Origin of the sequence: Sulfoacidibacillus ferrooxidans (assembly GCF_022606465.1) — a bacterium.
GTDB lineage: Bacteria > Bacillota > Bacilli > Alicyclobacillales > SLC66 > Sulfoacidibacillus > Sulfoacidibacillus ferrooxidans.
This window is the reverse complement of record NZ_JALBUF010000001.1, coordinates 899,741-922,192: the sequence shown is the minus strand read 5'-3', so window position 1 is coordinate 922,192 and position 22,452 is coordinate 899,741. Positions and strand designations below refer to the sequence as shown.

General features: G+C 44.0%; 27 protein-coding genes, 1 tRNA gene and 1 other RNA gene. 20 read left to right on the top strand and 9 right to left on the bottom strand.

The annotated features are described in order from the left end of the window. Positions 1-50: 50 nt before the first annotated feature. The 7 genes from MM817_RS04585 to MM817_RS16880 form a co-directional block, all read right to left on the bottom strand. On the bottom strand, positions 51-1,223 hold the full coding sequence (locus MM817_RS04585; protein ID WP_241712230.1) for an alpha-hydroxy-acid oxidizing protein: 1,173 nt from the start codon (positions 1,221-1,223) through the stop codon (positions 51-53). Positions 1,224-1,318: 95 nt separating this feature from the next. After that, entirely contained in the window at positions 1,319-1,684 is a 366-nt protein-coding gene (locus MM817_RS04580) for a cytochrome o ubiquinol oxidase subunit IV (RefSeq protein ID WP_241712229.1), read from the bottom strand. A gap of 1 nt (position 1,685) precedes the next feature. After that, positions 1,686-2,312 carry a cytochrome (ubi)quinol oxidase subunit III gene (locus MM817_RS04575; RefSeq protein WP_241712228.1) on the bottom strand — a complete coding sequence of 209 codons (627 nt, stop codon included), beginning with the start codon at positions 2,310-2,312 and terminating at the stop codon, positions 1,686-1,688. A gap of 3 nt (positions 2,313-2,315) precedes the next feature. Next, positions 2,316-4,286 (bottom strand): cbb3-type cytochrome c oxidase subunit I, encoded by a 1,971-nt coding sequence (locus MM817_RS04570; RefSeq protein ID WP_241712227.1) that lies wholly within the window; start codon positions 4,284-4,286, stop codon positions 2,316-2,318. Between the two features lie 47 nt (positions 4,287-4,333). After that, positions 4,334-5,236, bottom strand: a complete 903-nt coding sequence (locus tag MM817_RS04565; RefSeq protein WP_241712226.1) for a ubiquinol oxidase subunit II — start codon at positions 5,234-5,236, stop codon at positions 4,334-4,336. A gap of 49 nt (positions 5,237-5,285) precedes the next feature. Beyond that, on the bottom strand, positions 5,286-5,438 hold the full coding sequence (locus tag MM817_RS04560) for a hypothetical protein (RefSeq protein ID WP_241712225.1): 153 nt from the start codon (positions 5,436-5,438) through the stop codon (positions 5,286-5,288). A gap of 132 nt (positions 5,439-5,570) precedes the next feature. Further along, complete coding sequence (locus MM817_RS16880; RefSeq protein ID WP_272879625.1) at positions 5,571-5,696, bottom strand: hypothetical protein; 126 nt, start codon at positions 5,694-5,696, stop codon at positions 5,571-5,573. A 220-nt stretch (positions 5,697-5,916) separates the two neighbouring features. Between MM817_RS16880 and MM817_RS04555 the strand changes: the two genes are divergently transcribed. From MM817_RS04555 to gmk, 3 genes are all read left to right on the top strand, one after another. Next, on the top strand, positions 5,917-6,411 hold the full coding sequence (locus MM817_RS04555; RefSeq protein ID WP_241712224.1) for a PaaI family thioesterase: 495 nt from the start codon (positions 5,917-5,919) through the stop codon (positions 6,409-6,411). A 179-nt stretch (positions 6,412-6,590) separates the two neighbouring features. Next, positions 6,591-6,815 carry a hypothetical protein gene (locus MM817_RS04550; RefSeq protein ID WP_241712223.1) on the top strand — a complete coding sequence of 75 codons (225 nt, stop codon included), beginning with the start codon at positions 6,591-6,593 and terminating at the stop codon, positions 6,813-6,815. A gap of 133 nt (positions 6,816-6,948) precedes the next feature. Further along, on the top strand, positions 6,949-7,581 hold the full coding sequence (gmk, locus tag MM817_RS04545) for a guanylate kinase (protein ID WP_241712222.1): 633 nt from the start codon (positions 6,949-6,951) through the stop codon (positions 7,579-7,581). Between the two features lie 115 nt (positions 7,582-7,696). Here gmk and asnB read toward each other — a convergent pair whose 3' ends face one another. Then, positions 7,697-9,547 (bottom strand): asparagine synthase (glutamine-hydrolyzing), encoded by a 1,851-nt coding sequence (gene asnB / locus MM817_RS04540; protein ID WP_241712221.1) that lies wholly within the window; start codon positions 9,545-9,547, stop codon positions 7,697-7,699. Between the two features lie 134 nt (positions 9,548-9,681). Between asnB and tadA the strand changes: the two genes are divergently transcribed. From tadA to MM817_RS04495, 9 genes are all read left to right on the top strand, one after another. Continuing rightward, positions 9,682-10,149, top strand: coding sequence for a tRNA adenosine(34) deaminase TadA (gene tadA, locus MM817_RS04535; RefSeq protein WP_241712220.1), 468 nt, complete (start codon positions 9,682-9,684; stop codon positions 10,147-10,149). Positions 10,150-10,177: 28 nt separating this feature from the next. Further along, positions 10,178-10,267 (top strand) — tRNA-Ser (locus MM817_RS04530). Between the two features lie 34 nt (positions 10,268-10,301). After that, positions 10,302-10,401, top strand: an RNA gene (gene ffs / locus MM817_RS04525) — signal recognition particle sRNA small type. Between the two features lie 69 nt (positions 10,402-10,470). Beyond that, on the top strand, positions 10,471-11,601 hold the full coding sequence (locus MM817_RS04520) for a two-component system sensor histidine kinase NtrB (RefSeq protein ID WP_241712219.1): 1,131 nt from the start codon (positions 10,471-10,473) through the stop codon (positions 11,599-11,601). Between the two features lie 5 nt (positions 11,602-11,606). Further along, positions 11,607-13,382 carry a DNA polymerase III subunit gamma/tau gene (gene dnaX, locus MM817_RS04515; protein WP_241712218.1) on the top strand — a complete coding sequence of 592 codons (1,776 nt, stop codon included), beginning with the start codon at positions 11,607-11,609 and terminating at the stop codon, positions 13,380-13,382. Positions 13,383-13,399: 17 nt separating this feature from the next. Further along, complete coding sequence (locus MM817_RS04510; protein ID WP_241712217.1) at positions 13,400-13,711, top strand: YbaB/EbfC family nucleoid-associated protein; 312 nt, start codon at positions 13,400-13,402, stop codon at positions 13,709-13,711. Beyond that, complete coding sequence (gene recR / locus MM817_RS04505; RefSeq protein WP_241712216.1) at positions 13,711-14,313, top strand: recombination mediator RecR; 603 nt, start codon at positions 13,711-13,713, stop codon at positions 14,311-14,313. Before MM817_RS04510 ends, recR begins: the two co-directional genes overlap by 1 nt. Positions 14,314-14,380: 67 nt before the next feature. After that, positions 14,381-14,686 carry a DUF2508 family protein gene (locus tag MM817_RS04500; protein WP_241712215.1) on the top strand — a complete coding sequence of 102 codons (306 nt, stop codon included), beginning with the start codon at positions 14,381-14,383 and terminating at the stop codon, positions 14,684-14,686. Between the two features lie 37 nt (positions 14,687-14,723). Continuing rightward, positions 14,724-14,993, top strand: a complete 270-nt coding sequence (locus MM817_RS04495; protein ID WP_241712291.1) for a pro-sigmaK processing inhibitor BofA family protein — start codon at positions 14,724-14,726, stop codon at positions 14,991-14,993. A gap of 175 nt (positions 14,994-15,168) precedes the next feature. On the opposite strand, the gene MM817_RS04490 is transcribed toward MM817_RS04495, so the two are convergent. Beyond that, entirely contained in the window at positions 15,169-16,809 is a 1,641-nt protein-coding gene (locus tag MM817_RS04490) for a putative polysaccharide biosynthesis protein (RefSeq protein ID WP_241712214.1), read from the bottom strand. Positions 16,810-16,999: 190 nt separating this feature from the next. Here MM817_RS04490 and MM817_RS04485 point away from each other — a divergent pair, with 190 nt between their 5' ends. The 8 genes from MM817_RS04485 to rsmI all read left to right on the top strand — a co-directional run bounded on the left by MM817_RS04485 (position 17,000) and on the right by rsmI (position 22,438). After that, positions 17,000-17,209 (top strand): sigma factor G inhibitor Gin, encoded by a 210-nt coding sequence (locus MM817_RS04485; protein ID WP_241712290.1) that lies wholly within the window; start codon positions 17,000-17,002, stop codon positions 17,207-17,209. Between the two features lie 83 nt (positions 17,210-17,292). After that, positions 17,293-18,765, top strand: a complete 1,473-nt coding sequence (locus MM817_RS04480) for an aminotransferase class I/II-fold pyridoxal phosphate-dependent enzyme (RefSeq protein ID WP_241712213.1) — start codon at positions 17,293-17,295, stop codon at positions 18,763-18,765. Positions 18,766-18,773: 8 nt separating this feature from the next. Next, entirely contained in the window at positions 18,774-19,424 is a 651-nt protein-coding gene (gene tmk, locus MM817_RS04475; RefSeq protein ID WP_272879624.1) for a dTMP kinase, read from the top strand. Beyond that, positions 19,415-19,744, top strand: a complete 330-nt coding sequence (locus tag MM817_RS04470) for a cyclic-di-AMP receptor (RefSeq protein WP_241712211.1) — start codon at positions 19,415-19,417, stop codon at positions 19,742-19,744. The genes tmk and MM817_RS04470 overlap by 10 nt, the downstream gene beginning before the upstream one ends. A gap of 21 nt (positions 19,745-19,765) precedes the next feature. Beyond that, positions 19,766-20,212: a YaaR family protein gene (locus MM817_RS04465; protein ID WP_241712210.1), complete on the top strand. Its 447-nt coding sequence runs from the start codon at positions 19,766-19,768 to the stop codon at positions 20,210-20,212. 20 nt (positions 20,213-20,232) lie between these two features. Continuing rightward, complete coding sequence (locus MM817_RS04460; RefSeq protein ID WP_241712209.1) at positions 20,233-21,180, top strand: hypothetical protein; 948 nt, start codon at positions 20,233-20,235, stop codon at positions 21,178-21,180. Between the two features lie 28 nt (positions 21,181-21,208). Then, positions 21,209-21,523: an initiation-control protein YabA gene (locus MM817_RS04455; RefSeq protein WP_419723360.1), complete on the top strand. Its 315-nt coding sequence runs from the start codon at positions 21,209-21,211 to the stop codon at positions 21,521-21,523. 33 nt (positions 21,524-21,556) lie between these two features. Beyond that, on the top strand, positions 21,557-22,438 hold the full coding sequence (rsmI, locus tag MM817_RS04450) for a 16S rRNA (cytidine(1402)-2'-O)-methyltransferase (protein ID WP_241712208.1): 882 nt from the start codon (positions 21,557-21,559) through the stop codon (positions 22,436-22,438). Positions 22,439-22,452 lie beyond the last annotated feature (14 nt).

The window sequence follows — 22,452 nt, the reverse complement described above, 5'->3', positions numbered from 1 at the left end:
GTATGTATCTCTATGAGAGACATACGCGTGTGCTAAATGATCATATGAGACTATCTAGGTGAAATGGATGTAATGTGTGATTCATTAATATCTGCGACAGAGCGCACCCCAGCTAACGACAGCTGCAAGTCTAATTCGGCACGTAGATGAGTTAAGAGTCTGTGGACACCTTGTTCACCTGCTGTTGCCATGGCATAGGCGTAGGGTCTTCCAAGTAAAACAGCTTTAGCACCCAGTGCTAGTGCTTTCACGATGTCAGCCGCATGACGGATGCCACTATCGAAAAGCAGTGGCACATCATCTTGTACAACTTTGCGAATCTCTACGAGTCCTGAGAGAGCAGAGATGGCCCCATCTACCTGGCGTCCGCCATGGTTAGAAACAATGATTCCATCCATCCCAATTTCGAGCGCCCGTTTTGCATCATCGGGATGAGTGATTCCCTTAATAAACATAGGCAGTGTTACTTTGTCACGCAATTGCTTGAGATCGGCCCATGTAAAGCCCGGGTTTACATAAATCTTTAAAAACAGTTCAATGGCAGCGCTTGGGTTTACCTTAGGAGACTCTTTAAGACGGCTTATAAAGACAGGGTCTGACACATAGTTGGCTATACCTTCACCTTGAAGAAAAGGAAGATATGCATTTTTAAGATCTAATTCCCGCCACGCGAGCATCGTGGTATCCACCGTGACGACGATTGCTGAGTAACCTGATTGTTGTGCACGAGCAATCATACTATCGATCACTTCAGGATCTTTACCTGGATAGAGTTGAAACCATCTCGTTGCATGATTCATTTCTTTTGCAATGTCTTCAATAGAAACTGAAGAAACCGTACTCAGGATAAAAGGAACGTCGAGATCAGCTGCAGCTCGAGCAGGTGCCCGTTCTGCATCTGGATGAATAATCGATTGCACGCCAATAGGTGCTAAAGCCAAAGGAATGGAGAATGGCTGTCCTAGTATAGTTGTTGTTAGGTCGCGATCTGATACATCATTCAACATGCGCGGGCGGATCGCATAACCAGAAAATGCATCGCGATTGGCCTTCATCGTATCCTCTGCGCCTGCACCACCTGCAACGTAGCCAAAAGGTCCATCTGCCAAAACGGATCGCGCAGCTTGCTCCCAGTCAGAAAAGGAGACGGGAAGAGACGAGTTGGCACCCATGAGACCGGATGCGTATATTTTAAATTGGGTATCTAATCCATATGTAGTCATGGCGGTTCTCCTTTGCAGTCGATGTTTTCCCTAATTTAACATAGTTTCGAAGCCTAGGGAACCGCCAAATGAGTGATACAAGCTCTTTCTTGTTGTTAATAGGATTCTGAACCAAAACTCATAATCCAAATAGATCCAACAATGACGGTAATGGTGAAAAGTAATCCGAGTGTGAGCATCCATACGTGAAAAGGCCATTGTGGTGCATGGCTTTCATTGATGTGCATAAAGAAAAACAACTGCACAAACGCCTGCAATACAGCAAGTATGACGATAATGGCAAAGAGTGAAGAAGCAAGTGCGACGTGGGATACGACCATCCACAAGGCAACTGCAGTGAGAACAAGTGAAATAGCATATCCAATGATGTGTTTCCAAGGCCCATGACTATCGTCAACGGCGGGTGGTCCACCGTTAATTGAACCGTTGTGTTCGTCAAAACTGTGCTCTACGCTAGACATGTCAACTCATCTCCCCTAGTAAATACACAATGGTGAAGATAAATATCCAAACAACATCAAGGAAATGCCAGTACAGGCTCACGATAAAAGCTTTTCGAGCGGTAGTTGCTGTTAGACCATGGACAGCAAGTTGGATAAAAATCAAAGTCATCCAGCCGATTCCAAGGGATACGTGTGCACCATGTGTGCCAACTAAAGTAAAGAAGGCTGATAAAAAAGCACTTGTTTGCAGGGTTGCACCTTGTGCTACGTCACCTACAAATTCTGTGAGTTCAAAGCTGATGAAGGAGATGCCAAGAAGAATGGTAACGGCCATCCATGCCATCATCCAGCCTTTCTGTCCACGGTGCATGGAATAGGTAGACAACCCACACGTAAAGCTACTAGTGAGTAAAATAAACGTCTCTGCAGAAAAGCCAGTCACGTCAAAAATTTGTAATGGCCCGGGTCCGTGTCCAACATGCCGGTATAACACGGAGTAGGTTGCAAACAGACTCGCAAAAAGGAGCAAGTCTGTTGCAAGAAAGATCCAAAAACCAAAGATCCGCAATGCATCTTCTTCATGCGTGTATTCAAGCGGTATTCGATGTGTAGATGGTGCCTTTATAAAGGAATCTACCATTGCCATTGGTTACACCCTCCCATAAGCCGCTTCTGAATGACGTAGTTCTTCAACTGAAATGGTATGGTCTGTGTCATACTCGAATGATCGCATGACGAGTGACGCGAGTATGCCGATAAAAGCAACAAACGCCAGAGGATACCATGTAAATACAAGCGCAAAACCTGCAATAAAGAATAGAACAGATAGGACAAATGGGCGCCCCGAATCATTTGGCATATGAATTGGTTTAAGTGGCGCTTCTTCTTCCGAATGCGTAATTCCTTTTCGTTGTTCTTCCTTCATCGTCCACCAAGCATCGCGACCTGTAATTGTAGGAATTCGAGCAAAATTGTAATGTGGAGCAGGCGACGGTAGGGACCATTCTAATGTCCGGCCATCCCATGGATCACCAGTAAGATCGCGTTCTCCGTATAGAATACTGTAGATGATTTGTATGACGATGAGGATAAATCCAGTTCCCATCATGTAGGCACCCATCGTCGATATAAAGTTCCACATCGTCCACCCCATACCAGGGAGATAGGTGTACATCCTACGAGTCATACCCATCCAACCTAGCCAGTATTGAGGGAGGAAGCAGACGTAAAATCCAATGTTAAAGAACCAAAATGCCCATCGACCAATTTTTTCATCTAAAATGACACCAAACATCTTAGGCCACCAGTAATACATGCCAGCGAGTATTCCAAATAGGGTTCCACCGATGAGTACTTGGTGAAAGTGCGCAATAAGGAAATAACTGTTGTGAAACTGATAGTCCGCAGGTGCAACGGATAGCATGACGCCTGTGGCTCCGCCAATTGCGAAATTTGGAATAAATGCCACTGCCCATAACATGGGTAAGTTCATCCGAATGCGTCCTTGGTACATGGTAAAGAGCCAGTTGAATACTTTCACTCCAGTCGGAATGGCGATAATCATAGTAGCAACCGCAAAAAAACTATTGACTCCAGGTCCTGCACCCATGGTGAAAAAGTGGTGAACCCACGTAAAAAAGCTAATTACTGCTATCGCAAGTAAGGAGGCGACCATCGATGCATAACCAAATGTACGCTTTTTTGAAAATGTAGCGACGACCTCAGAAAAGACGCCAAATGCAGGGAGAACGACAATATATACTTCTGGATGTCCCCACATCCAGAACATATTGACATACATCATTGGATTGCCACCATCAAAGATTGTAAAGAAGTGAGAACTTGCTAAACGGTCAAATAATAACAGCCCAAGGTCCACAGTAAGTGGAGGGAAAGCGAAAATAATAATTACTGTAGTAGCTACAATTGACCAGGTAAATAAGGGCATGCGCATCAATGTCATGCCAGGAGCTCGTAATTTCATGATGGTTACAAAGAAATTAATTCCAGTCGCCATACTTCCTATACCGGTAATTTCAAGAGCCAGTAGATAAAAGTTTTCCCCCGGACCTTTATCAAAAGTGAGCCCTGCAAGTGGAGCATAGCTGGTCCAACCAGCATCTGGTGATCCGCCAATGACGAACGACAGGTTGAGCAACATCGCAGCAAAAAAGAACATCCAAAAGCTAATTGCATTGAGATATGGGAATGCCACATCGCGAGCGCCAATTTGCAGTGGAACTGCAATATTCATTAGAGCGAATACTCCTGGCATGGCCATGAAGAGGATCATAATTGTACCGTGCGTTGTAAATATCTCATTATAATGTTGTGCCTTTAAAAAAGGCATACCGGGCATGATCAACTGTGTGCGCATCAACATGGCATCCACACCACCCCGAAATAGCATAAGGAGTGTAGCAATCATATACATAATCCCAATTTTCTTGTGATCAACAGTTGTTAACCACTCGCGCCACAAGTAACCCCATTTTTTGTAATAAGTGAGTACAAATACGATGGCTGCACTTGCTAAGACGATGGATACATCAGCGCCGTAAATCATCGGGTCACCTAATACAAAGAAATGACTTGCAAAATTCTCGACATTCTGCAGCATGTCGTACCTTCTTTCCCAATATGGTTATTTATAGAATTTATCTTTAATCAATCCGTTCCAGAATGAGTGTGTATTTTCCCTTTCATAAGATCGCGTCGCATGTACATACCACCATCTTGGTAGACGATTTTTTCAAATAATCCAGGTTGATTTGTAGAAAATGTCATTGGCTGTACAATCGTTCGTTGTGCAAGCGTTGCGTATTGGCGATCGGTCAATGGCGGAGCAGAAGCTTTAACGTTTTGCACCCATTGATCAAACTCCCCCTGTGGACGAGCAACGACATTAAAGTGCATATGTGCAAAGCCCTCACCACTAAAATTAGCACCTGATCCATAATAGACACCGGGCCTATTGGCTTCTAACCACAGTTTCATGGCCATTCCTGGCATGGTGTATTCCTGTCCACCTAATTGAGGCACCCAAAATGAATTCATTGGAGCATTGGATGTGAGAACAAATTGGATCGGCCGATTGGATGGGATTTCACAATAGTTTACAGTCGCTATTTTTTGATCAGGGTATTGAAATAGCCATTTCCAATCCATTGAAGTAACCTGAATCGTTAATGGATTATCCGTATTGCCAGGTGGACGAACGAGTGCAAATGTTCTTTGCACTGTAAAAGTACCTAAGACGCCTACAATGGCAATGGGGACGGCCCACCAAATAATTTCTAATGTGCGATTTTCAGACCATTCGGGTCGATATGGAGATGTATTGTTTGGTTTATCGCGATAGCGAGTGATGATCATCGCAAGTAAGACGATGACAGGAATGACTACGATGGAAATCATGATAATAGACAAAATGATCATCTGTTTTTCAATCATTCCGACAGGCCCCACAGGATTAAAGACTAATACTTGCTCGCCACACCCAGGCAATAAGAGGGTAGTGCCACTAAGGGCAGCAATCCATGCATATGTACTCATTCGTGTATGCTTCATTGATTGATCATCCTACTGTGCTTAATCATGTCTGTTATGCCGCCTTTCTTTACAGCGTACCTGTGAAAAATTGATATACATAACCTTTGAACTCCCATAGCAGGACTATAATGATAAACAGCATAAAGAGTGTCATACCAGCTGCAAAATTTCGCCGTGTTTGTCTTGTCGGTGTAGGTGGTGGCCCAGTTCTATTCTTCATCGTTCTACCTCCATGTTCATGTGACAATAGGAGCAGTGGTGATCCAACGGGTATTTTGTAGGTTTCATTTGTATTAAAGACAAAGGATCATGTGCACCTTACAAGATTCCCTAATAAACAAAAAATATTCCTTTATTTGGAATGCATTAAACTGGCATCAAACCACCATAGGATGGCACCCATAGCAAAAAATAAAATAAAAATAATGGATACGACCCAAAAGGTTTTATTCAAACCCTCATTTGCATTTTGTTTCAATATTCTCCCTCCCTCTTATGGTTCAACTGAAACTTTGTGTAAACGATTGCTGTGCAAAGGAAACCGGTTGAATTGGAGCTAGTATGTGTGGATAATCGGGAAATTAACCAATACAATCCAAGTAAATAAAAGGTCTATATGTAAGCGGGTACACTCCTGCGAAGAAGATCTTAGTGTGGTAAAATAAACTAATCAGAGTAAGCAAATGGGAGTTGATATAGTGAGAAATGACGAGCAGTTCAACCTTGATGAAAAGAAGCAAGAGTTGTTGGAGAAGTTATCCTCATTTGATATGGAAGACTTGATGATTGCTTTACATGCGGCACAAGCATCACATGATAATCGAAATCAATCAGGCTTGTATTTTCTACATCATTTTCTTAAAGAGGAACAAGTGGAGGTGGATAAGGGCATAACTTCTATTCGTTTACCTGTTAATGAATTAGTTAAAAATCCAGCCAATATGTTACATGGAGGCGTAACTGCTCTTTTGTGTGATAATGCGATGGGCTTAGCCAGTTATATGGATAAACATCGTCCTGGAGTAACGCTTGATCTCCATGTTCGCTATCATCGTCCGATTCGTGGAGCATTTGCTACAGCTAATGCAAAAGTAGTCTCATCAGGTGGTCGCATCAATGTAACGACCTGTGATGTCATGGATGAAGAGGGACAGATTATGGCTACTGCTACAGGCTCCTTTTATCATAAATGATCGAGTAGCAGCACCTATATATGGGTTAAAGATCCGTGCTATTTGAGCTCAGCACTGTTCATCCATTATCGTCTTTCTGCAAGGATTATTGAACATCAATCAGGCAGGTGCCATTGGCAAGTGCGAACTAAGCTACATTATGTATAAGCAAGAGGTTGCGATAGTAGGGGGTTAAAATAGTGCCTGATCTTCGTAAGGAAATGGTGGCTGAATCGACTGCCCGCCATGGTGTAGTAGTGTTCCTTTTGTTCTTTATTCTCATTGAACTCTATAATTCGTCAGTTCCAGCAAAGGATCAATTAAAAGTGGGGGCTGCGTGGACTGGGTGGGGAATTACCTTTATTTTGTTGGCCTTCTTTTTCATTATGCCTGAGTTAGAAGCAAAAGTTTTGGCTGCAGGGTAGTCAATATCTATTCATCACAAAAAACCGTGAGAAGTGGCGTTGACAGAGTTCCCAAATACCCATCATAATGTGGTAAAGCAACTGCCGTGCATTGGACTTTTTCATGAGGGGCAGTCACACAAGGGGGATGGGGATGGCTCCGGAGATCTTTATTCCATTTCGGACAGAAGACAAGCAGGATCGGCCAGGTTATTTTTTTATTTTATCAGGCCCGTCTGGTGTAGGGAAAAACACGTTGCTAGGGATTGTTTTACAGGGTTTAAAAGGGGTCTATTATATGCCCTCTGCAACTACTCGGCCCATGCGGACAGGAGAGAGCCAACTGAATCCGTATGTCTTTTTACAGATTGAAGAGTTTGAGGCGATGATTCAATCTGGACAATTCCTGGAATGGAAAAAGATCCATACCAATGACTATTATGGGACACATCTACCTTCTATTCAGTATGCGATTGCACAAGGCTACGACATCATAACAGATATGGATGTGCTCGGATGTGCAGATGCGGTCAAGGCTTTTCCTGATCATATTTGCACTATTTTTATTACGCCACCCTCTATAGATGAATTGTCACAGCGGTTATACGGTCGGGACTCTGATGTCAGCAATATACAGACTCGCTTGAGCCGTGTGGAGCTAGAGATGAAACATAAAGATCAATATGACTTTGTGGTAGTAAACGACGATCTGCAGGATAGCGCAAAGCGTCTGCGAGAAATTATAGAACAAGTGAGAAGTAGTAAGGAGTTTTGTTCTCGCTTCTAATCCTATCTGTCCGAAATGGGGAGATCGTACGCCCCCATTTCGGACAACCTATTATCTTATATAGCGAAGTTGTCATTGCCAGTGGGCATTCATACACCCTTATCTTCGTATCCTTTTACCATGTCAAGTGGACATCGTAATCTTTTAACCAGGTATTTATTTGGATCAAGTAGTCGAACATTTGTGGAATAGCCATGATTTGACCAAACCAAGGGCGATGGTCTAGTTTATGATAACTAGACTGGATTAAGTCACGTACGGCAGACTCGTTAATGAGTGCGTGAATGGGTTGTGTTTTATCGTCGAGAATTTCCTCTATCCAAGTTCGAACAGCGACAAGATACTCTGGATTGGCTGTAGATGGGTAAGGACTTTTGCGGCGATAGACGACATCATCTGGCAAAGTTCCAAGGATTGCCTTGCGCAAGATTCCCTTTGCATTGCCATCAAATCGTTTCATGCTCCATGGAATGTTCCATACATATTCAACTAAACGATGATCACAGAAGGGAACGCGAACTTCGAGACCTGTGGCCATGCTCATACGGTCCTTACGTTCTAGTAAGGTAGGTAAAAAACGGGTGAGATTTAAATACGATATTTCCCGTAGTCTTGCTTCTGAACGTTCTTCTCCCTGCAATCGAGGAATTTCTGCCAATGCATCATGGTAGCGATCTCCAACGTAATCTTTTGGGTTAAGCTTTGCGAGGAAATCGGGAGATAAGAGACGAACCCGCTCTTGAAGTTGTAACGACCATGGGAATGTGTCTGCTTGTAAGGCGTCTTCGCGGTGAAACCAGGGATATCCACCAAAGACCTCATCAGCCGCTTCGCCTGATAGTGCAACTGTGGCATCTTTTTTTATCTCTCTGCAAAAAAGATAAAGTGAAATATCAATATCTGCCATGCCAGGTAAATCACGTGCAGCCAGTGGTCGTGTCAAATGATCGATGAGCTCTGGTGTGTCAAATACAATTTCATGATGAACTGTGCCTAGATACTCTGAAACTCGGCGCGCCCATGGTGTATCCCGTCCGGTCTGGAATGCGTTTGCTTCAAAGTATTCGTCCATATTGGCAAAGTCTACAGAGTAGGTATGGAGTGGACCGCGAGATGAAGCAGCAAATTCTTCTGAAGCTAACGCACTGACTGCACTTGAGTCTAGTCCACCAGATAAAAAAGTGACTACCGGTACGTCTGATACTAATTGGCGAGATACTGCATCGCGCAATAATTGCCTTACAGTACTAGCTGTGGTCTCTAGATCATCTTCGTGTTCGTGACTTTCTAGGTGCCAGTATTGCGTGAGAGTCATACCAGACTGTGAGTAGAGCAATGAATAACCTGGGCGTAGTTCTTTAATGCCTTTAAATACGGCATGCCCTGGAGTACGAGCAGGTCCAATCAAAAGCAATTCTGCCAGTCCTTCTAGATCTACTTCTGACGGAACGGAAGGATGTGCCAGTAGTGCTTTTAATTCTGATCCAAAGACAAAAAGGTGGTCTCTTTCCGTATAAAATAGGGGTTTAACGCCTAGACGATCGCGGGCTAAAAATAGCGTTTGATCCGCTTCGCTCCATATGCCAAAGGCGAAAATGCCATTTAATTTTTCAACGCACTGTGGTCCCCATTGGATGTAGGAGAGTAAAAGAAGTTCTGTATCAGAACGAGATTCAAAAGTATGTCCACAAAGCTCCAGCTCTTCTCGCAACTCGTTCATATTATATAGTTCACCGTTATAAGTAATGGCATAGGTATGCCCCAATACATGGCGTACCATAGGCTGTGTACCACCCACAGGATCAATAACGATGAGCCGCCGATGAGCAAAGGCGACCGGTCCGTCACTCCAGGTGCCATCAGCGTCTGGACCGCGGCAGATTAAAGTCAAGCCCATGCGCTGTATCGTGTTATCTTGTGCTTGTTTTGTCGTTTCCCAATCGATATATCCGGCAATTCCACACATGCTTGATTCCTCCTTGTTCCCTATGGTCAACAATGGTGGTTAGGGATTCATGCGCCCAGGTCTTACACAGCGTATGCAGGGAAGTGAAAAGTGGTGCAACTAGATGTCAACGGTTATAAAGGGGTCTATTTAACATGATGAATGGTAAAAATCACGAGTATTTTATGCGACTTGCTTTACAAGAGGCAAGACGTGCCTATGAGCTAGGCGAGGTGCCCATTGGGGCAGTCGTGGTGTCAAGTGGTGGGGAATTGCTTGGCAATGGGTATAATATGCGTGAATGGAGAGGGGATCCGACAGCCCATGCGGAAGTCATCGCAATTCAATCTGCCGCAGCCAAAAGGCGACATTGGCGCCTCAGTGACTGTAGCTTGTATGTTACAGTTGAACCGTGTATGATGTGTGCAGGTGCCATCCAACTAAGTAGGATTGCACATGTTATCTATGGAGCAGAGAACCCAAAGGGTGGAGCTTTGGGATCATCTGGTGACGCCTATGCGTTTGAACGGCTAAACCATTATCCTGTTGTTACAGGTGGCATTCTTGCTGATAGTTGTGGTATGATAATGCAAGATTTCTTTCGCGAAAGACGCTTACGTTGATATACGTTTGTGTATAGACGCGACCTGCGGAGAGATGTCCGAGTGGTCGAAGGAGCTCGCCTCGAAAGCGAGTAGTCCCTGACGGGGCTCGTGGGTTCGAATCCCACTCTCTCCGCCATTTTTATAGTTAGCCGAAGTCTCAGCGCGCATCTAGTTGGGTCCTGCGCGACGCTTGCTCTCGAACTGTGTCAGGTCCTGACGGAAGCAGCACTAAGGGATGTCAGGCGGGTGCCGCAGTCCCGCCTGACTAGGTGGCGCTGAGAGTTCGGCTAAACAGAAGAAATGATTTGCTGCTCGTCCTACAGCAAGGGGAACATTCGAATGTGCAAACCTCAGTCCGAACTCTCAAGTCTGTTTAAAACTTTTGAATTAGATGCGGAATGTGGCGATTCATCTGACCCCATTCCGATATTGAGCGCCACTAAATGGATATTGTCAATATTGCCAATAGTATATATATATACAGATGCGAACGAATTTATGGTGGAATTTAATCATACCTTTGCAGAACTGGTTGGATTATCTATTGTAGAAACGCCCCAACCGCTTATTGTAGCGTTAAGAGAGTTTCCACCACTGGTTTCTTTATTTGAGAAGACACTTAGTGAAAAGATCGAATATCGGTCTTTGCTAGTTCACTTTGAACGGAAAGATAAATTGATGCATGTACTTGTAGACGCCCATATGGTAAAACGAGACCAACTTGTTTATGGGTGGGTATTTGCTTGTCGTGAGATTGATAACTTGATGATGATTGAGGCGCAGGTATTGCGCCATGATAAATTAGCGACTGCGGGGAAAATGGCGGCTGGGATTGCACATGAGATTCGCAATCCGCTGACATCCATCCGCGGTTTTTTGCAGGTGCTTGAACGAGATTTGACAGCGGTTGGATTACAGAAGGAACAAGTATATATTCAACTTATGCTATCTGAAATTGATCGAGTCAACCAATTGGTCAATCAAATGCTTTTACTTGCAAAGCCGGCTGATTTGATATTGGAAATTGTGACTCCAAGAGATGTCATTGAGAGCATTGCATCGATTGTTCAATCTGATGCACTATTGCGCAATGTAACGTGTCGATTTGCTTTAGAAACAACATCGCTGGTATGTGTTGATCGCAACCATTTAAAACAGGTAATACTGAATTTAGTGAGTAACGCTTTGGATGCAATGGAAGATAGTGGTGCAGGCACGCTTGTGATTGCAGCTTATGACGATGTGTCGAATCACAATGTTCACATTGATGTGTCTGATACAGGTCCAGGTATTCCATCGTATATGATCGATCGAATTTTTGACGCATTTTTTACAATGAAGGAACATGGAACAGGTCTTGGTCTGGCTATCTGTCAACGTCTTGTAACGGAGTTTGGCGGTGAGATACGCGTCTTTTCCAAGGGATTTGGCACTACATTTTCGATTATCTTGCCTTCTGTCAAGGAGTGAACACCATGTCTTATGTGGCATTGTATCGTGCATGGAGACCTCAGCGTTTTTCGGATGTAGTAGGTCAAGAGCATGTCGTTACAACGCTCATTCATGCATTGGAGATGAATCGTCTCGCACATGCGTACTTATTTGCTGGGCCGCGGGGAACAGGGAAAACAAGCTTAGCTAAAATATTGGCTAAGGCTGTCAATTGCGAGCAGCCAGAGGGAATTGAACCATGTAATGTCTGTCCAGCGTGTACAGGAATTAACGCAGGCGCAGTCATGGATGTTGTCGAAATGGATGCAGCCTCCAATCGAGGAATTGATGAGATTAGGGGATTATTGGAACAAGTACGTTATGTACCAACTGAGGTTAAGAAAAAAGTATATATTATCGATGAAGTACACATGTTGACACCGGAAGCGTTTAATGCCTTGCTTAAAACACTTGAAGAGCCACCCAATTATTGTTTGTTTGTATTGGCGACGACAGAATTACATAAGGTACCAGCTACCATCGCTTCGCGATGTCAGCGTTTTTCATTTGGCAGGGTTAAAGTAGAACGCGTTGTACAACGATTACAGGAAGTTGCGGCAACGCTATCTGTAGCTGTAGAAGAGTCAGCGTTATGGCTTATTGCAAGGCTTACAGAAGGCGGACTGCGAGATGCTTTATCTTTGCTAGATCAAGTAGTAGCTTTCTCAAGTGACCATATTGGCGTGGAGCAGGTAGCTGAGGTGACTGGTGGAGTTTCCAGTGAAAAGATTGGAGAACTATGTAGCCTTGTGTTTGCGCATGACCACGGGGGGTTACTTTCTCTTCTTTCTGCTTTTTGGGAACGTGGAGTGGATCCATCACAGTTGATTGTAGAGACGCTCTCCTATTTACGTGATGCGATTGTGCAAAAATGTGGTGGGGTAGAGATCGATAAAAGTGATCGCGTGCAGTATGATCCAACCTTTGCAGTGGTAATTTCCCATGTGCAACCAAGTATATTACTTCAAATTGCAGAACGAATGGGACATCTACAGGCAGAGATGCGATTCCAATCGCAGGCAAGGTTGTATATTGAAGTGAGTTTGCTTGCGCTCATTGACCAGATGGACCCGGTTGTCGATCAAAAACCTGTTCTAGAACCATCCAAACAAGGTGTTCCATCCGAAGATCTACTGATCATGCGTCAAGAGTTACAACAATTAGTTCAGAGGATAGAATTACTGGAACGCAAACAATGGGTGGAAAATAGACAGATTGCGGAGCAACGGACACAAGAGGCGACTGAAGAAGCTCCGGAAAGACAGATAAGGAATCCAGTACAAGAAACTCCACTCGTTCGACAGTCGACTTCTGTGTCTCCCATGCAAAGTAAAGGACGCCATGCATGGCAAGGGAAACAAATGAATGCACAAGATCAAGAGTTACTTACTACTTTAGAACAAAGATGGGTACCTCTACTGGAGGAAATGAAAAGAACAAGTATCCAAACACGTGCATGGCTTTATGCAGGTCGTCCGGTAGGGGTCTTTGGTCATCATTTGGTCATTGCCTTTAAATCATCTTTACATGCTGAAACGGTAATAAAAAGCCCGCACAGGGAACTCATTGAAGAGGTTCTACAACAGAGATTACAGCGCCCCGTGGTGATTGCAACGATCCTAGAAGAGGAGTGGGAGCGAGTTAAAAATCACATGATAAACGGTGATTCAGATCAAAATGTAGGCAAAGTGAGTGAGCCTTGGGTAGGAAAAGTGATAGAATTACTGGGTGAAGATCGTGTTCGTGTCATAGATGAATAAGTAAAGGGGAAAACAACATGAAAAACATGAATCAATTGATGAAACAAGCTAAAAAATTACAAGAAGATATGGGCAAGGCGCAGGAGTCGCTAGGCACGATGACTGTTATTGGAACAGCAAGCGGGGATGCAGTCACAATAGAAATGAATGGTCATCGCAAAGTAGAAAGTGTAAAAATAAAACAAGATGTAGTGAATCCAGATGATGTTGAGATGTTGGAAGATCTGATTTTAACTGCATTAAATGATGCTAATCAAAAAATCGAAGTACTCATTGAAGAACAGATGGGTAAATATACGAGGGGATTAAATATCCCAGGGTTATTTTAATGAGCCAACTTCCGGAGCCTATTGAACGACTTATTACACAGTTTGAAAGGCTCCCAGGTATTGGGCCAAAATCAGCGCAGCGCTTAGCCTTTTTTGTGACTACTATGACACAAGAACATGTGCAGGAATTTGCGCAAGCTCTGCTTACGATCCATCAAGAGCTAATGATCTGCGAATCCTGCTGTGCGATTAGCGACCGTAGCCCTTGCAACGTGTGTGGGGATCCTCTGCGGGATCAAAGAATGATCTGTGTAGTACAAGATACGAGGGATATGATAGCCATCGAACGGATGAAGTCCTATGACGGCTTATACCATGTGCTAGGTGGCGCGATCTCTCCGATGGATGGCATTGGCCCTGATCAACTTCACTTTCGCGAATTATTACAGCGGATTGTTGACGAGAAGGTTGAAGAAGTGATCCTTGCAACCAATTCTTCCGTCGAGGGAGAAGCAACGGCTCTGTACATTGCTCGACTTGCTAACAGCTTTGGACAACTTAAAGTCACGCGCATTGCTCATGGCATTCCAGTGGGTGGAGATCTTGAATTTGCTGATGAAATGACATTAAAGCGCGCAATGGAGTATAGACGTCCTATGTAATTTCGTCATAAATGGGTGGCCGACTAACTATAATCTACTAATCAAGTGGAAAGTAGAGGGTCGGCATATGGAAGACTATGATGAATTTTCGGACGAGCAACGCGCGGAATTGCTTGAACAGATTTCAAAGGCTCATGCAGATTGGATGCTTGCTTTACAGCAATTTAATAACGCAATGGATGTAGGTGTGATCGATGATGCAATTTATCTATTAAATGCCGCTGAGATGCGCTTTGAGGGGTTAATGCGCATTGCACGGAGGTTGCGCATCGTAGTCGGTGTAAACCACGGACTCAATCTTCATTCTCATATGTCTGATCGTCATAATTCCCCGCGTGTAAATTCTTCTTTTACACGCGGTTCATCTCTCTAGAAATGTAAGGATGGAGATAAGGGGGGAGGGAATTGTGATGATCAGTAGTAAAGATGCATTATGGATTGCAGTTGGTATCATTGCGTTATTCATTGTGATGGGGCGAATCTTACGCAATCCCATGTCCTTTTTTGGTGTTTTGTTACGCAACTTAGTTTTTGGCGTGATGGGTCTTGCAGTGATTGATTACCTTGGCAAGGGCATTGGGCTACACGTGCCATTCAATCTACAAACGGCAGGTGTAGCCAGCTTATTAGGACTCCCTGGCGTTGCAGCACTAGCTGTTGTGCAACACTTTATTCTATAAGAGCCTGTTCAAAAAGGGGGGCAGGTAAGACACGCACAGTGCAAGGAAGCAAGCCAAGAATGTGTACTGAGCGTACGTTTTGGGTACGTGAGAGAGCGTTCTTGGCGCTGACGCTGCCATGTGCAGGGGAGTTCTGACCCCTTTTTGAACAACCTCTATAAAGTTCAGGTGTGTTTTAAAATGATCTTGACAGCCGAGTGAGTAATGGTCCTATCATGGGCATGTGAAGTAACTCTTCTTGGTCCACGGCTCGCAAAATGATGGACACTGCGATATAGATAGGTCCTCCTAACACTAAACCGGCAATGACTGCACCTAATGCTAGTAACCGAGAGGCGTGGAATATCGGCATCCAAGTCGTCATGTATTCATAGAGACGTAAAATGCCGTATGTACATATTCCTAGAATGGCAGTGGAGATCCACGTTCTCCACGTAAGGCGGAAAAAATAGATACGCAATCCAGTTGTTTTGCGAAGGGCAGACATGTTAAGCCACGAGGAAACAAAGTATCCAATAATACCGGCGATGGCAGCACCATCTATCCCTAACAATGGGATGAGCAATAGATTAAAAACTAGCTTTAGAAGTAGACCAACGCCCATGTGCCATACAGGAGTATAAAAGCGATCATACCCCTGAAGAATGTATGTTGAAACTAATTCAATAGCACTAAATATACTCATCACGCCGGCCAGCGCAATCGCGTCTGTGCCGGCTGTGCTTTTAAATAGCGCAAGATTGATGGGTAAAGCCAGTACACTCAAAATCATGGCCCCAGGTAGTGTTATAAAACCCGTCATACGTAAGGTCAGTAAGAGACGAGTTTCACCAAGATTGCGATCTTTTCGCGCCATGGCTTCTGTAATAGCAGGCATGACTGAGGCGCCAATTGCATTTGCAAAAGAAAGTGGTAATTGAATGAGCTTAAGTGCCTCACCGCTATAAATTCCATATTGAACAGTAGCTGCAACAATACTAAAGCCACTTGCAATGAGCTCACGAGGTACTGTCCATGCATCAACCTGTTGTGATAAGGGGAGCACGAGTGTTCCCATAGCAATAGGTAAGGAATAGACGAATAATTTCCAGAGGACAGAGCGAGCTTTTATTTTAGGAATTTCTGTAGTGCGCGTCTTGCGTACATGTTCTCGTCTTGTCTTAATGACAGCGCGCCGCAAAACGATAAAGGCAGGAACCGCACCTGCTACTGCACCAAATGTAGCAATAGCTGCTGTGACTCGCGGTCCATATCCTAACTGAATCACAATGAAAGCACCTGCTAGGATAAAAACCACACGTACAATTTGTTCTACGACTTGGGATGTGCCGGATGGTTGTAATCGTAAATATCCCTGTAGATAACCCCGCATTGCACTCATAAGTGGCAAGAGCAAGAGTGCTGGCGCCAATGCGCGGATAGCCGGTAACGCATCGCGTTGAAGAGTATGCTGATTTGCTGGAATGGTAAATTTTAAATAGAGAGGTCCTAAAAACCACATGAGCAAAAAGGATACCAACCCAAAGATAAGCATAGCGCGTCCGACGATCTGAAAAGTGGCTGTTGCTTCTCTATGGCGCCCGCGCGCTGATAAGTCGCTGATGGACTTTGAGAGAGCTAGTGGGAAGCCTGCAGTCGACAACGTGAGCATGATTGTATAAAGTGGATATGCAAGATAATAGAGTCCGTAAGAGTAGCCGCCAATCATATTTTGTAAAGGTATGATAAAAAGCAGTCCGAGAATTTTAGAGATAAAAACAGCACTTACCATTGATGAGGCGCCACGTCCAAACCTGCTTTGCGATTCTGAAGACAACTCGCTACTCCTCCCTTGCTCAATCCTTGCGCACACTGCACGTAAGTATAGCATATACAGGCACCATTTCACTTCATTTTGCATAGGGTGGCTGTGCACACGCAAGTCAATATGACTCTCTCGTATAACAACAACCAACGAGAGGTATACTGATTGCTAGGATTGAAATAAATAGAGGACAGTGGTGAATATGGAGACAAATCATTGGGTTTGTATGATGTGTGAGCGCGATTGCTCGGATGGGATTCATATTTTATCTCAATTTATCTGTACAGAATGTGAACAAGATATGTGTCGGACTGAAGTGGAAGACGATCTGTATGACTATTTTGTTAGCAGATTGCGCTCGTTGTGGGGCGAGATGATGACATTGGATCCTGAACAAAATGGATCGACATAATGTGAAATGGTAACTCACATTCCACATGTAGCAGAAGGATTCTACGGTTTCATCGCGAAATTGTATTCATAAGGTGAGTTGTGATGGTTGATCAAAAGAAAATACCTATACTGGAAGCTGTGCGAGCACATCAAGCTTTGGAAAGAGTATCTCTTCACGTTCCGGGTCATAAGGCTGGACAAGGGCTTGGCTCAGAGATAGGTGCATATGCTAGACATATGGGACGATTGGATGTAACCGAGTTACAAGGAGTCGATGATCTGCATCATCCAACGGGTCCTATCTTAGAAGCAGAGCAATTGGCAGCTGCAGCTTGGGGTGTAGAGGAGACTCATTTTCTCGTTGGAGGCAGTACAGTTGGTAATCTAGTTGCAATTTTGACTGCCGTACGACCTGGTGATCTTGTTGTTGTGGCAAGGAATGCTCATCAGTCTGTATGGTCTGGTCTAGAGTTGGCGGGTGCAAAGATTGTGCCTGTATTCCCCGAAGTGGAATCTGGACTTGCAGGTCCTGTAGCATTCTCCACTATTCAACATGCTTTGCAACGCTATCCTACGTGTAAGGTGCTCATTTTGACGAGTCCTACTTATTTTGGAACAGCCTCAGATTTAGTGTCAATTGTGGACCTTGCTCATAAAAACAATATAGTAGTGATAGTGGATGAAGCGCATGGTGCACATTTAGCGTTTCATTCCGATCTCCCTCCTTCAGCAGTACAGGTTGGTGCAGATTTAATTATTCATAGTGCTCATAAAATGTTAGCGTCTTTTACGCAGTCTGGGTTGTTACATGTAAATGGTCCAAGAGTAGATCGGGATCAGGTGCGAAAATGGCTTCGTACGTTACAATCAAGTTCACCTTCTTACTTGTTACTGGCTTCTGTGGATAGCGCGCGCCAGCAGATGGCGATTGAAGGGAAACAACTACTCTCTTTTGTTATGGTTGCTTTACAGCATGCAAAAGAACGAGTAGCACTGGCTGTTTCAGATCTGCTTGTCACTCCCATACAGCCTGCATTTCAAGATCCATTTAAGTGGGTATTGGATGCTACGCGTATACACAAGACAGGGTTTTTACTTGAAAGTTTACTGCGGGAGCGCTTTGGTATATATGCAGAATTGGCTACTGAGCGACATGTGTTATTTGTATGGACGTATGCTTCGACACAGCGAGATATAGACCTTGTAGTGGAAGCACTGTTGCAAGTGGTGAAAGAATCGCCAATCGAAGATGTCCCCATCTATCAGGGTGAGTACAAACAAAAAGTAGCAGGTAGTCCTATTGCCTTATACAATCTTTCACAACAGGTATCACATATAGTGAAGGGGACACTTGAAGAAGCAGTTGGGCATATCGTAGCGGAATCTTTGATTCCATATCCCCCCGGTATTCCATATGTGTTACCAGGTGAAGTACTTACAGCGGAGACTGTGCAACTTTTATTAGAGTTTCATGCTTGGAATCAGAGAATCGATGGACTTTTAGATGAGGATCCGCCGTCTATACGGTATTATGTAGATGTAGTGAAAGAGCAGGGAGGCGAGGCGGTATCCTAAAGCATGGGTTGTTTATCACCTTTGAGGGGATGGACGGTTCAGGAAAAACAACGCAAGTTGAACAGCTCTGTTCACGTCTTTTGAATGATGGAATTGATCATATTCGCACAAGAGAACCTGGTGGTACACCCGTAGGGGATGCCATTCGTAGCTTACTATTGGATCCAAAATCAACGATGACCCCGATTACAGAAGTCTATCTGTACGCAGCTGCTCGAGCGGAACATGTACAACGTGTGATTATACCAGCGTTACAATCTGGTCAGGTGGTTGTGTGTGATCGTTTTGTAGATGCAAGTATCGTTTATCAGGGGTATGGGTTAGCATCTTCTTTAGTGACGCCAGAACTTGTGCAGACGGTGAATCAGGTAGCGTTGCAAGAGATTACGCCAGACTTAACCATCGTCTTAGATGTGGCTCCAGAACTTGCAGAAAAGCGATTGCTTTTGCGAAGTGGAGCTGTTAATAAAGATAGAATTGAATTGCGCGGCATTGAATTTTTTTCTCGTGTACGAGAGGGATTGCGTAAGATTTACGAGCAAGAACCATCTCGCATACAGTGGATTGATGCTACGGAATCACCTGTTGTAGTGGAACAAAAGGTGTGGCATTTAGTATCTCAATTGATAAATCGGGTGGAGGGCTCTCCATGCAATTGATCTTTGCGGTCGTTCAAGATAAAGACGTGGTTCGTCTCTCAGAAAGACTTGTTAAAGCAGGCATTCGCGCAACTAAGCTTGCATCTACAGGGGGCTTTTTGCGTGCGGGCAATACAACTTTTATGATCGGTGTAGATGATTCTCGCGTAGAAGAGGCACTTGAACATATCAAACAAAGCTGCCGTTCTCGTGATCAATTAGTGACACCTCTTACTCCACTTGGCAATCAAGTTGAATCTTTTGTGTCTTATCCGGTGTCTGTGCAAGTAGGTGGCGCAACTGTTTTTATCGTGAAAGTGGATCGCTTTGAACAGTTTTGATGAGTTGCGGGGGCGTTTTACTTGAAAGTAAAGATGGAGCGGTCAAATGGACTGGACTCAGCCTACGTAGCATCGACGAATGCAAATGGGCAAAAGGGAGTATTGGGGTTCCAAGAACAGCTGATAGCATCTGGACAAGTTCAACAAGAGCAAGAGTGGGAGCGTTTGACTGCTGTTGTAGAGCGTTTAGGTGATCGTTTAGTACAGCATCCCTCAGTCGATGCAGCACATGCTTATCGCGATGCAGTTGTAGAATTGGTACAACGTGCTGTTCATAGTGGCTTGACTATTCATGAAGCAAAAACAAGAGGTCGACAAGGTAAACAGAAGGTGTTTTTACAAGTAGAACAAATCAACCAACAACTGATCGAGCTCATGGAACAAGTTCTTCATCAGCAACAAGGGTCCATAGATCTTCTGAAAATTGTGGGTGAAATTAAGGGTTTACTTATCAGTTTGCATCTGTAAGGAATGAGGCTTTAGTAGATATGCTTATAAGTGAAACAGCTAAGAGAATGCGTTACTTATACGATGTGAATCGCCTAGGGCATGCCTATCTTTTACTTGGAGAACATTCCTCACTTCTCGTAGAAACAGCAAAACAAATGACTCATATGTTATTTTGTGAACATATCACGCCAGAAGGTGAGGCGTGTGGAGTATGCGATGATTGTTTGCGCTTGAATTCAGATAATCATATGGGCGTTTACTGGATAAGGCCAGATGGAGCCTCATTGAAAATAGCGCAGATGCGCACCGCGTTATCTGCAGATACGAGAAAAGCAAACGGCGTGAAAATGCGTATCATTGTAATAGAAGATGCGCATAAGTTAACTCCAGAGGCTACTAACGCAATTTTGAAATGGGTAGAAGAACCGGGACTCAATCGCCTTTTCTTGTTTTTAACAGTATCGTTATCGGCTATATTACCCACATTACGCTCTCGTTGTGCGGTTTTGCGTATAGATCGTCGAGATTCAGCTGCAGTCTTTGAAATGTCCAAAAATCCATTATTCACTCTGTGGAGCGAAGTAGACGATGGGGATGACAAGGAGAAGAGTGAGGTTCGGTTTGCTGATACGGTATCTCTAGTGCTAGAATTGGGACAATCTATGGCGAGAAAAGAAGTGCAAGGGTGGCATGTAATTGCTGAACGGTTTGCCAAAATGAATTACTCACCACCTGAATCCTATGCTGTTGTGGATTTACTCATTGCCTATTTTCGTGATCTTATCGCAGTGACTTGTGCGTCACCGATCGTGTATTTTACTAATCAAACGGATCAATTAAAGAAGGTGGCACAGAGTGATCGCGTGTCGCTGTATGCTCGCTGTGCACTTGAGATAGGGAATTTACGTAAGCTATTGGCAAGTCATGTACAGATGATCACTGCTTTAGAGGCGGTTGTTCTTAGAATTCAGAGAGAACTGGCGTGATGCTTGTGGTAGTGGGGAGTGAAATCTCGTGATCGACAAACAAGCCATGTTGCGGCAGATCGAGCAACTACAAGATCGGATCGGAGAATTTTATCAGGAACTTGGTGAATTAAAGTTGCTGATTAACGATTTGATGGAGGAAAACGGACAACTGGCACTAGAAAATGTAAATTTGCGAGAACGTGCACATCTTTATGCGGAAGAGAAGTCGCCCGTACATGGGGAAGCGGCCCGTTATTTAGGCCAATTGTACGAGGATGGATTTCATATTTGCAATGTGAACTATGGCAGTTTGCGCAAAGGGGAATGTTTGTTTTGTTTACAGAGTTTACAGCGTGTGTAAACCAGATAGTCTACGATCAAGGGATGATTCTACATGAGTAAGGAACAAGCTGTACTTCCAGGGACTCTATACGTTGTGCCTACTCCTATTGGAAACCTTGAGGATATGACTTTTCGTGCATTACGAATATTACAAGAGGTAGATTTTATTGCTGCAGAAGACACCCGACACTCCAGAAAATTGCTAACGCACTTCGACATTCATCCAAAGCGCCTATTCTCCTATCATGAACATAATATACGAACGTCAGGTGACACGGTGATCGACCTTTTACAGTCGGGGTTATCTGGTGCGCTGATTTCTGATGCTGGTATGCCTGCCGTGTCTGATCCAGGATACGATCTTATTGCACAATTAATAGAAGCTGATTTGCCGTTTGTTGTTTTACCAGGACCTAGCGCTGTGATCACAGCATTGGTGGGATCTGGGCTATCGACTGGACGTTTCTCATTTCATGGGTTCTTACCTAGAGATCATAAGGATCGTCTTGAGATTATTTTAAAACTGCGCGGTCGTACTGAAACATTTATATTTTATGAAGCACCTCATCGTATAGATAAATTGTTGGCCGATCTTTACGAAGGGTTAGGTGACTGTCCTGTAGTCATCGCAAAAGAGCTTACCAAGCGAAATGAGCGATATGTTAGGGGACGTTTATCAGAGTATGAGCACTTATTGCCACAAGAGATAAAGCGCGGTGAAATGGTCGTGCTTGTAGAGGCTGATCCACAGTGGAGTCATCAAGTACCATTGAATGATGAATTTATAGACAAAAAATTATCTTTAACGATACCAGATCATGTAGAAGAGCTAGTTGCAAAAGGTATGACAAGAAAAGAAGCGATGCGGGAAGTAGCAAAAGCCCGCAGCATATCGCGGCGGGATGTCTATCAAATACTATTGAACCATAAGTAAATGATGAATGGGTA

Excerpts from the sequence above, each read along its gene's own strand:
- MM817_RS04570 (WP_241712227.1), bottom strand. The coding sequence starts at position 4,286 with ATGCTGCAGAATGTCGAGAATTTTGCAAGTCATTTCTTTGTATTAGGT.
- MM817_RS04500 (WP_241712215.1), top strand. The coding sequence starts at position 14,381 with ATGGAAGACTATGATGAATTTTCGGACGAGCAACGCGCGGAATTGCTT.
- MM817_RS04485 (WP_241712290.1), top strand. The coding sequence starts at position 17,000 with ATGGAGACAAATCATTGGGTTTGTATGATGTGTGAGCGCGATTGCTCG.
- MM817_RS04575 (WP_241712228.1), bottom strand. The coding sequence starts at position 2,312 with ATGGCAATGGTAGATTCCTTTATAAAGGCACCATCTACACATCGAATA.
- rsmI (WP_241712208.1), top strand. The coding sequence starts at position 21,557 with ATGAGTAAGGAACAAGCTGTACTTCCAGGGACTCTATACGTTGTGCCT.
- MM817_RS04580 (WP_241712229.1), bottom strand. The coding sequence starts at position 1,684 with ATGTCTAGCGTAGAGCACAGTTTTGACGAACACAACGGTTCAATTAAC.
- tadA (WP_241712220.1), top strand. The coding sequence starts at position 9,682 with ATGATGAATGGTAAAAATCACGAGTATTTTATGCGACTTGCTTTACAA.
- MM817_RS04585 (WP_241712230.1), bottom strand. The coding sequence starts at position 1,223 with ATGACTACATATGGATTAGATACCCAATTTAAAATATACGCATCCGGT.
- MM817_RS04495 (WP_241712291.1), top strand. The coding sequence starts at position 14,724 with ATGATCAGTAGTAAAGATGCATTATGGATTGCAGTTGGTATCATTGCG.
- MM817_RS04565 (WP_241712226.1), bottom strand. The coding sequence starts at position 5,236 with ATGAAGCATACACGAATGAGTACATATGCATGGATTGCTGCCCTTAGT.
- dnaX (WP_241712218.1), top strand. The coding sequence starts at position 11,607 with ATGTCTTATGTGGCATTGTATCGTGCATGGAGACCTCAGCGTTTTTCG.
- MM817_RS04480 (WP_241712213.1), top strand. The coding sequence starts at position 17,293 with ATGGTTGATCAAAAGAAAATACCTATACTGGAAGCTGTGCGAGCACAT.
- MM817_RS04470 (WP_241712211.1), top strand. The coding sequence starts at position 19,415 with ATGCAATTGATCTTTGCGGTCGTTCAAGATAAAGACGTGGTTCGTCTC.
- asnB (WP_241712221.1), bottom strand. The coding sequence starts at position 9,547 with ATGTGTGGAATTGCCGGATATATCGATTGGGAAACGACAAAACAAGCA.
- recR (WP_241712216.1), top strand. The coding sequence starts at position 13,711 with ATGAGCCAACTTCCGGAGCCTATTGAACGACTTATTACACAGTTTGAA.
- MM817_RS04510 (WP_241712217.1), top strand. The coding sequence starts at position 13,400 with ATGAAAAACATGAATCAATTGATGAAACAAGCTAAAAAATTACAAGAA.
- MM817_RS04460 (WP_241712209.1), top strand. The coding sequence starts at position 20,233 with ATGCTTATAAGTGAAACAGCTAAGAGAATGCGTTACTTATACGATGTG.
- gmk (WP_241712222.1), top strand. The coding sequence starts at position 6,949 with ATGGCTCCGGAGATCTTTATTCCATTTCGGACAGAAGACAAGCAGGAT.
- MM817_RS04520 (WP_241712219.1), top strand. The coding sequence starts at position 10,471 with ATGTGCAAACCTCAGTCCGAACTCTCAAGTCTGTTTAAAACTTTTGAA.
- MM817_RS04560 (WP_241712225.1), bottom strand. The coding sequence starts at position 5,438 with ATGAAGAATAGAACTGGGCCACCACCTACACCGACAAGACAAACACGG.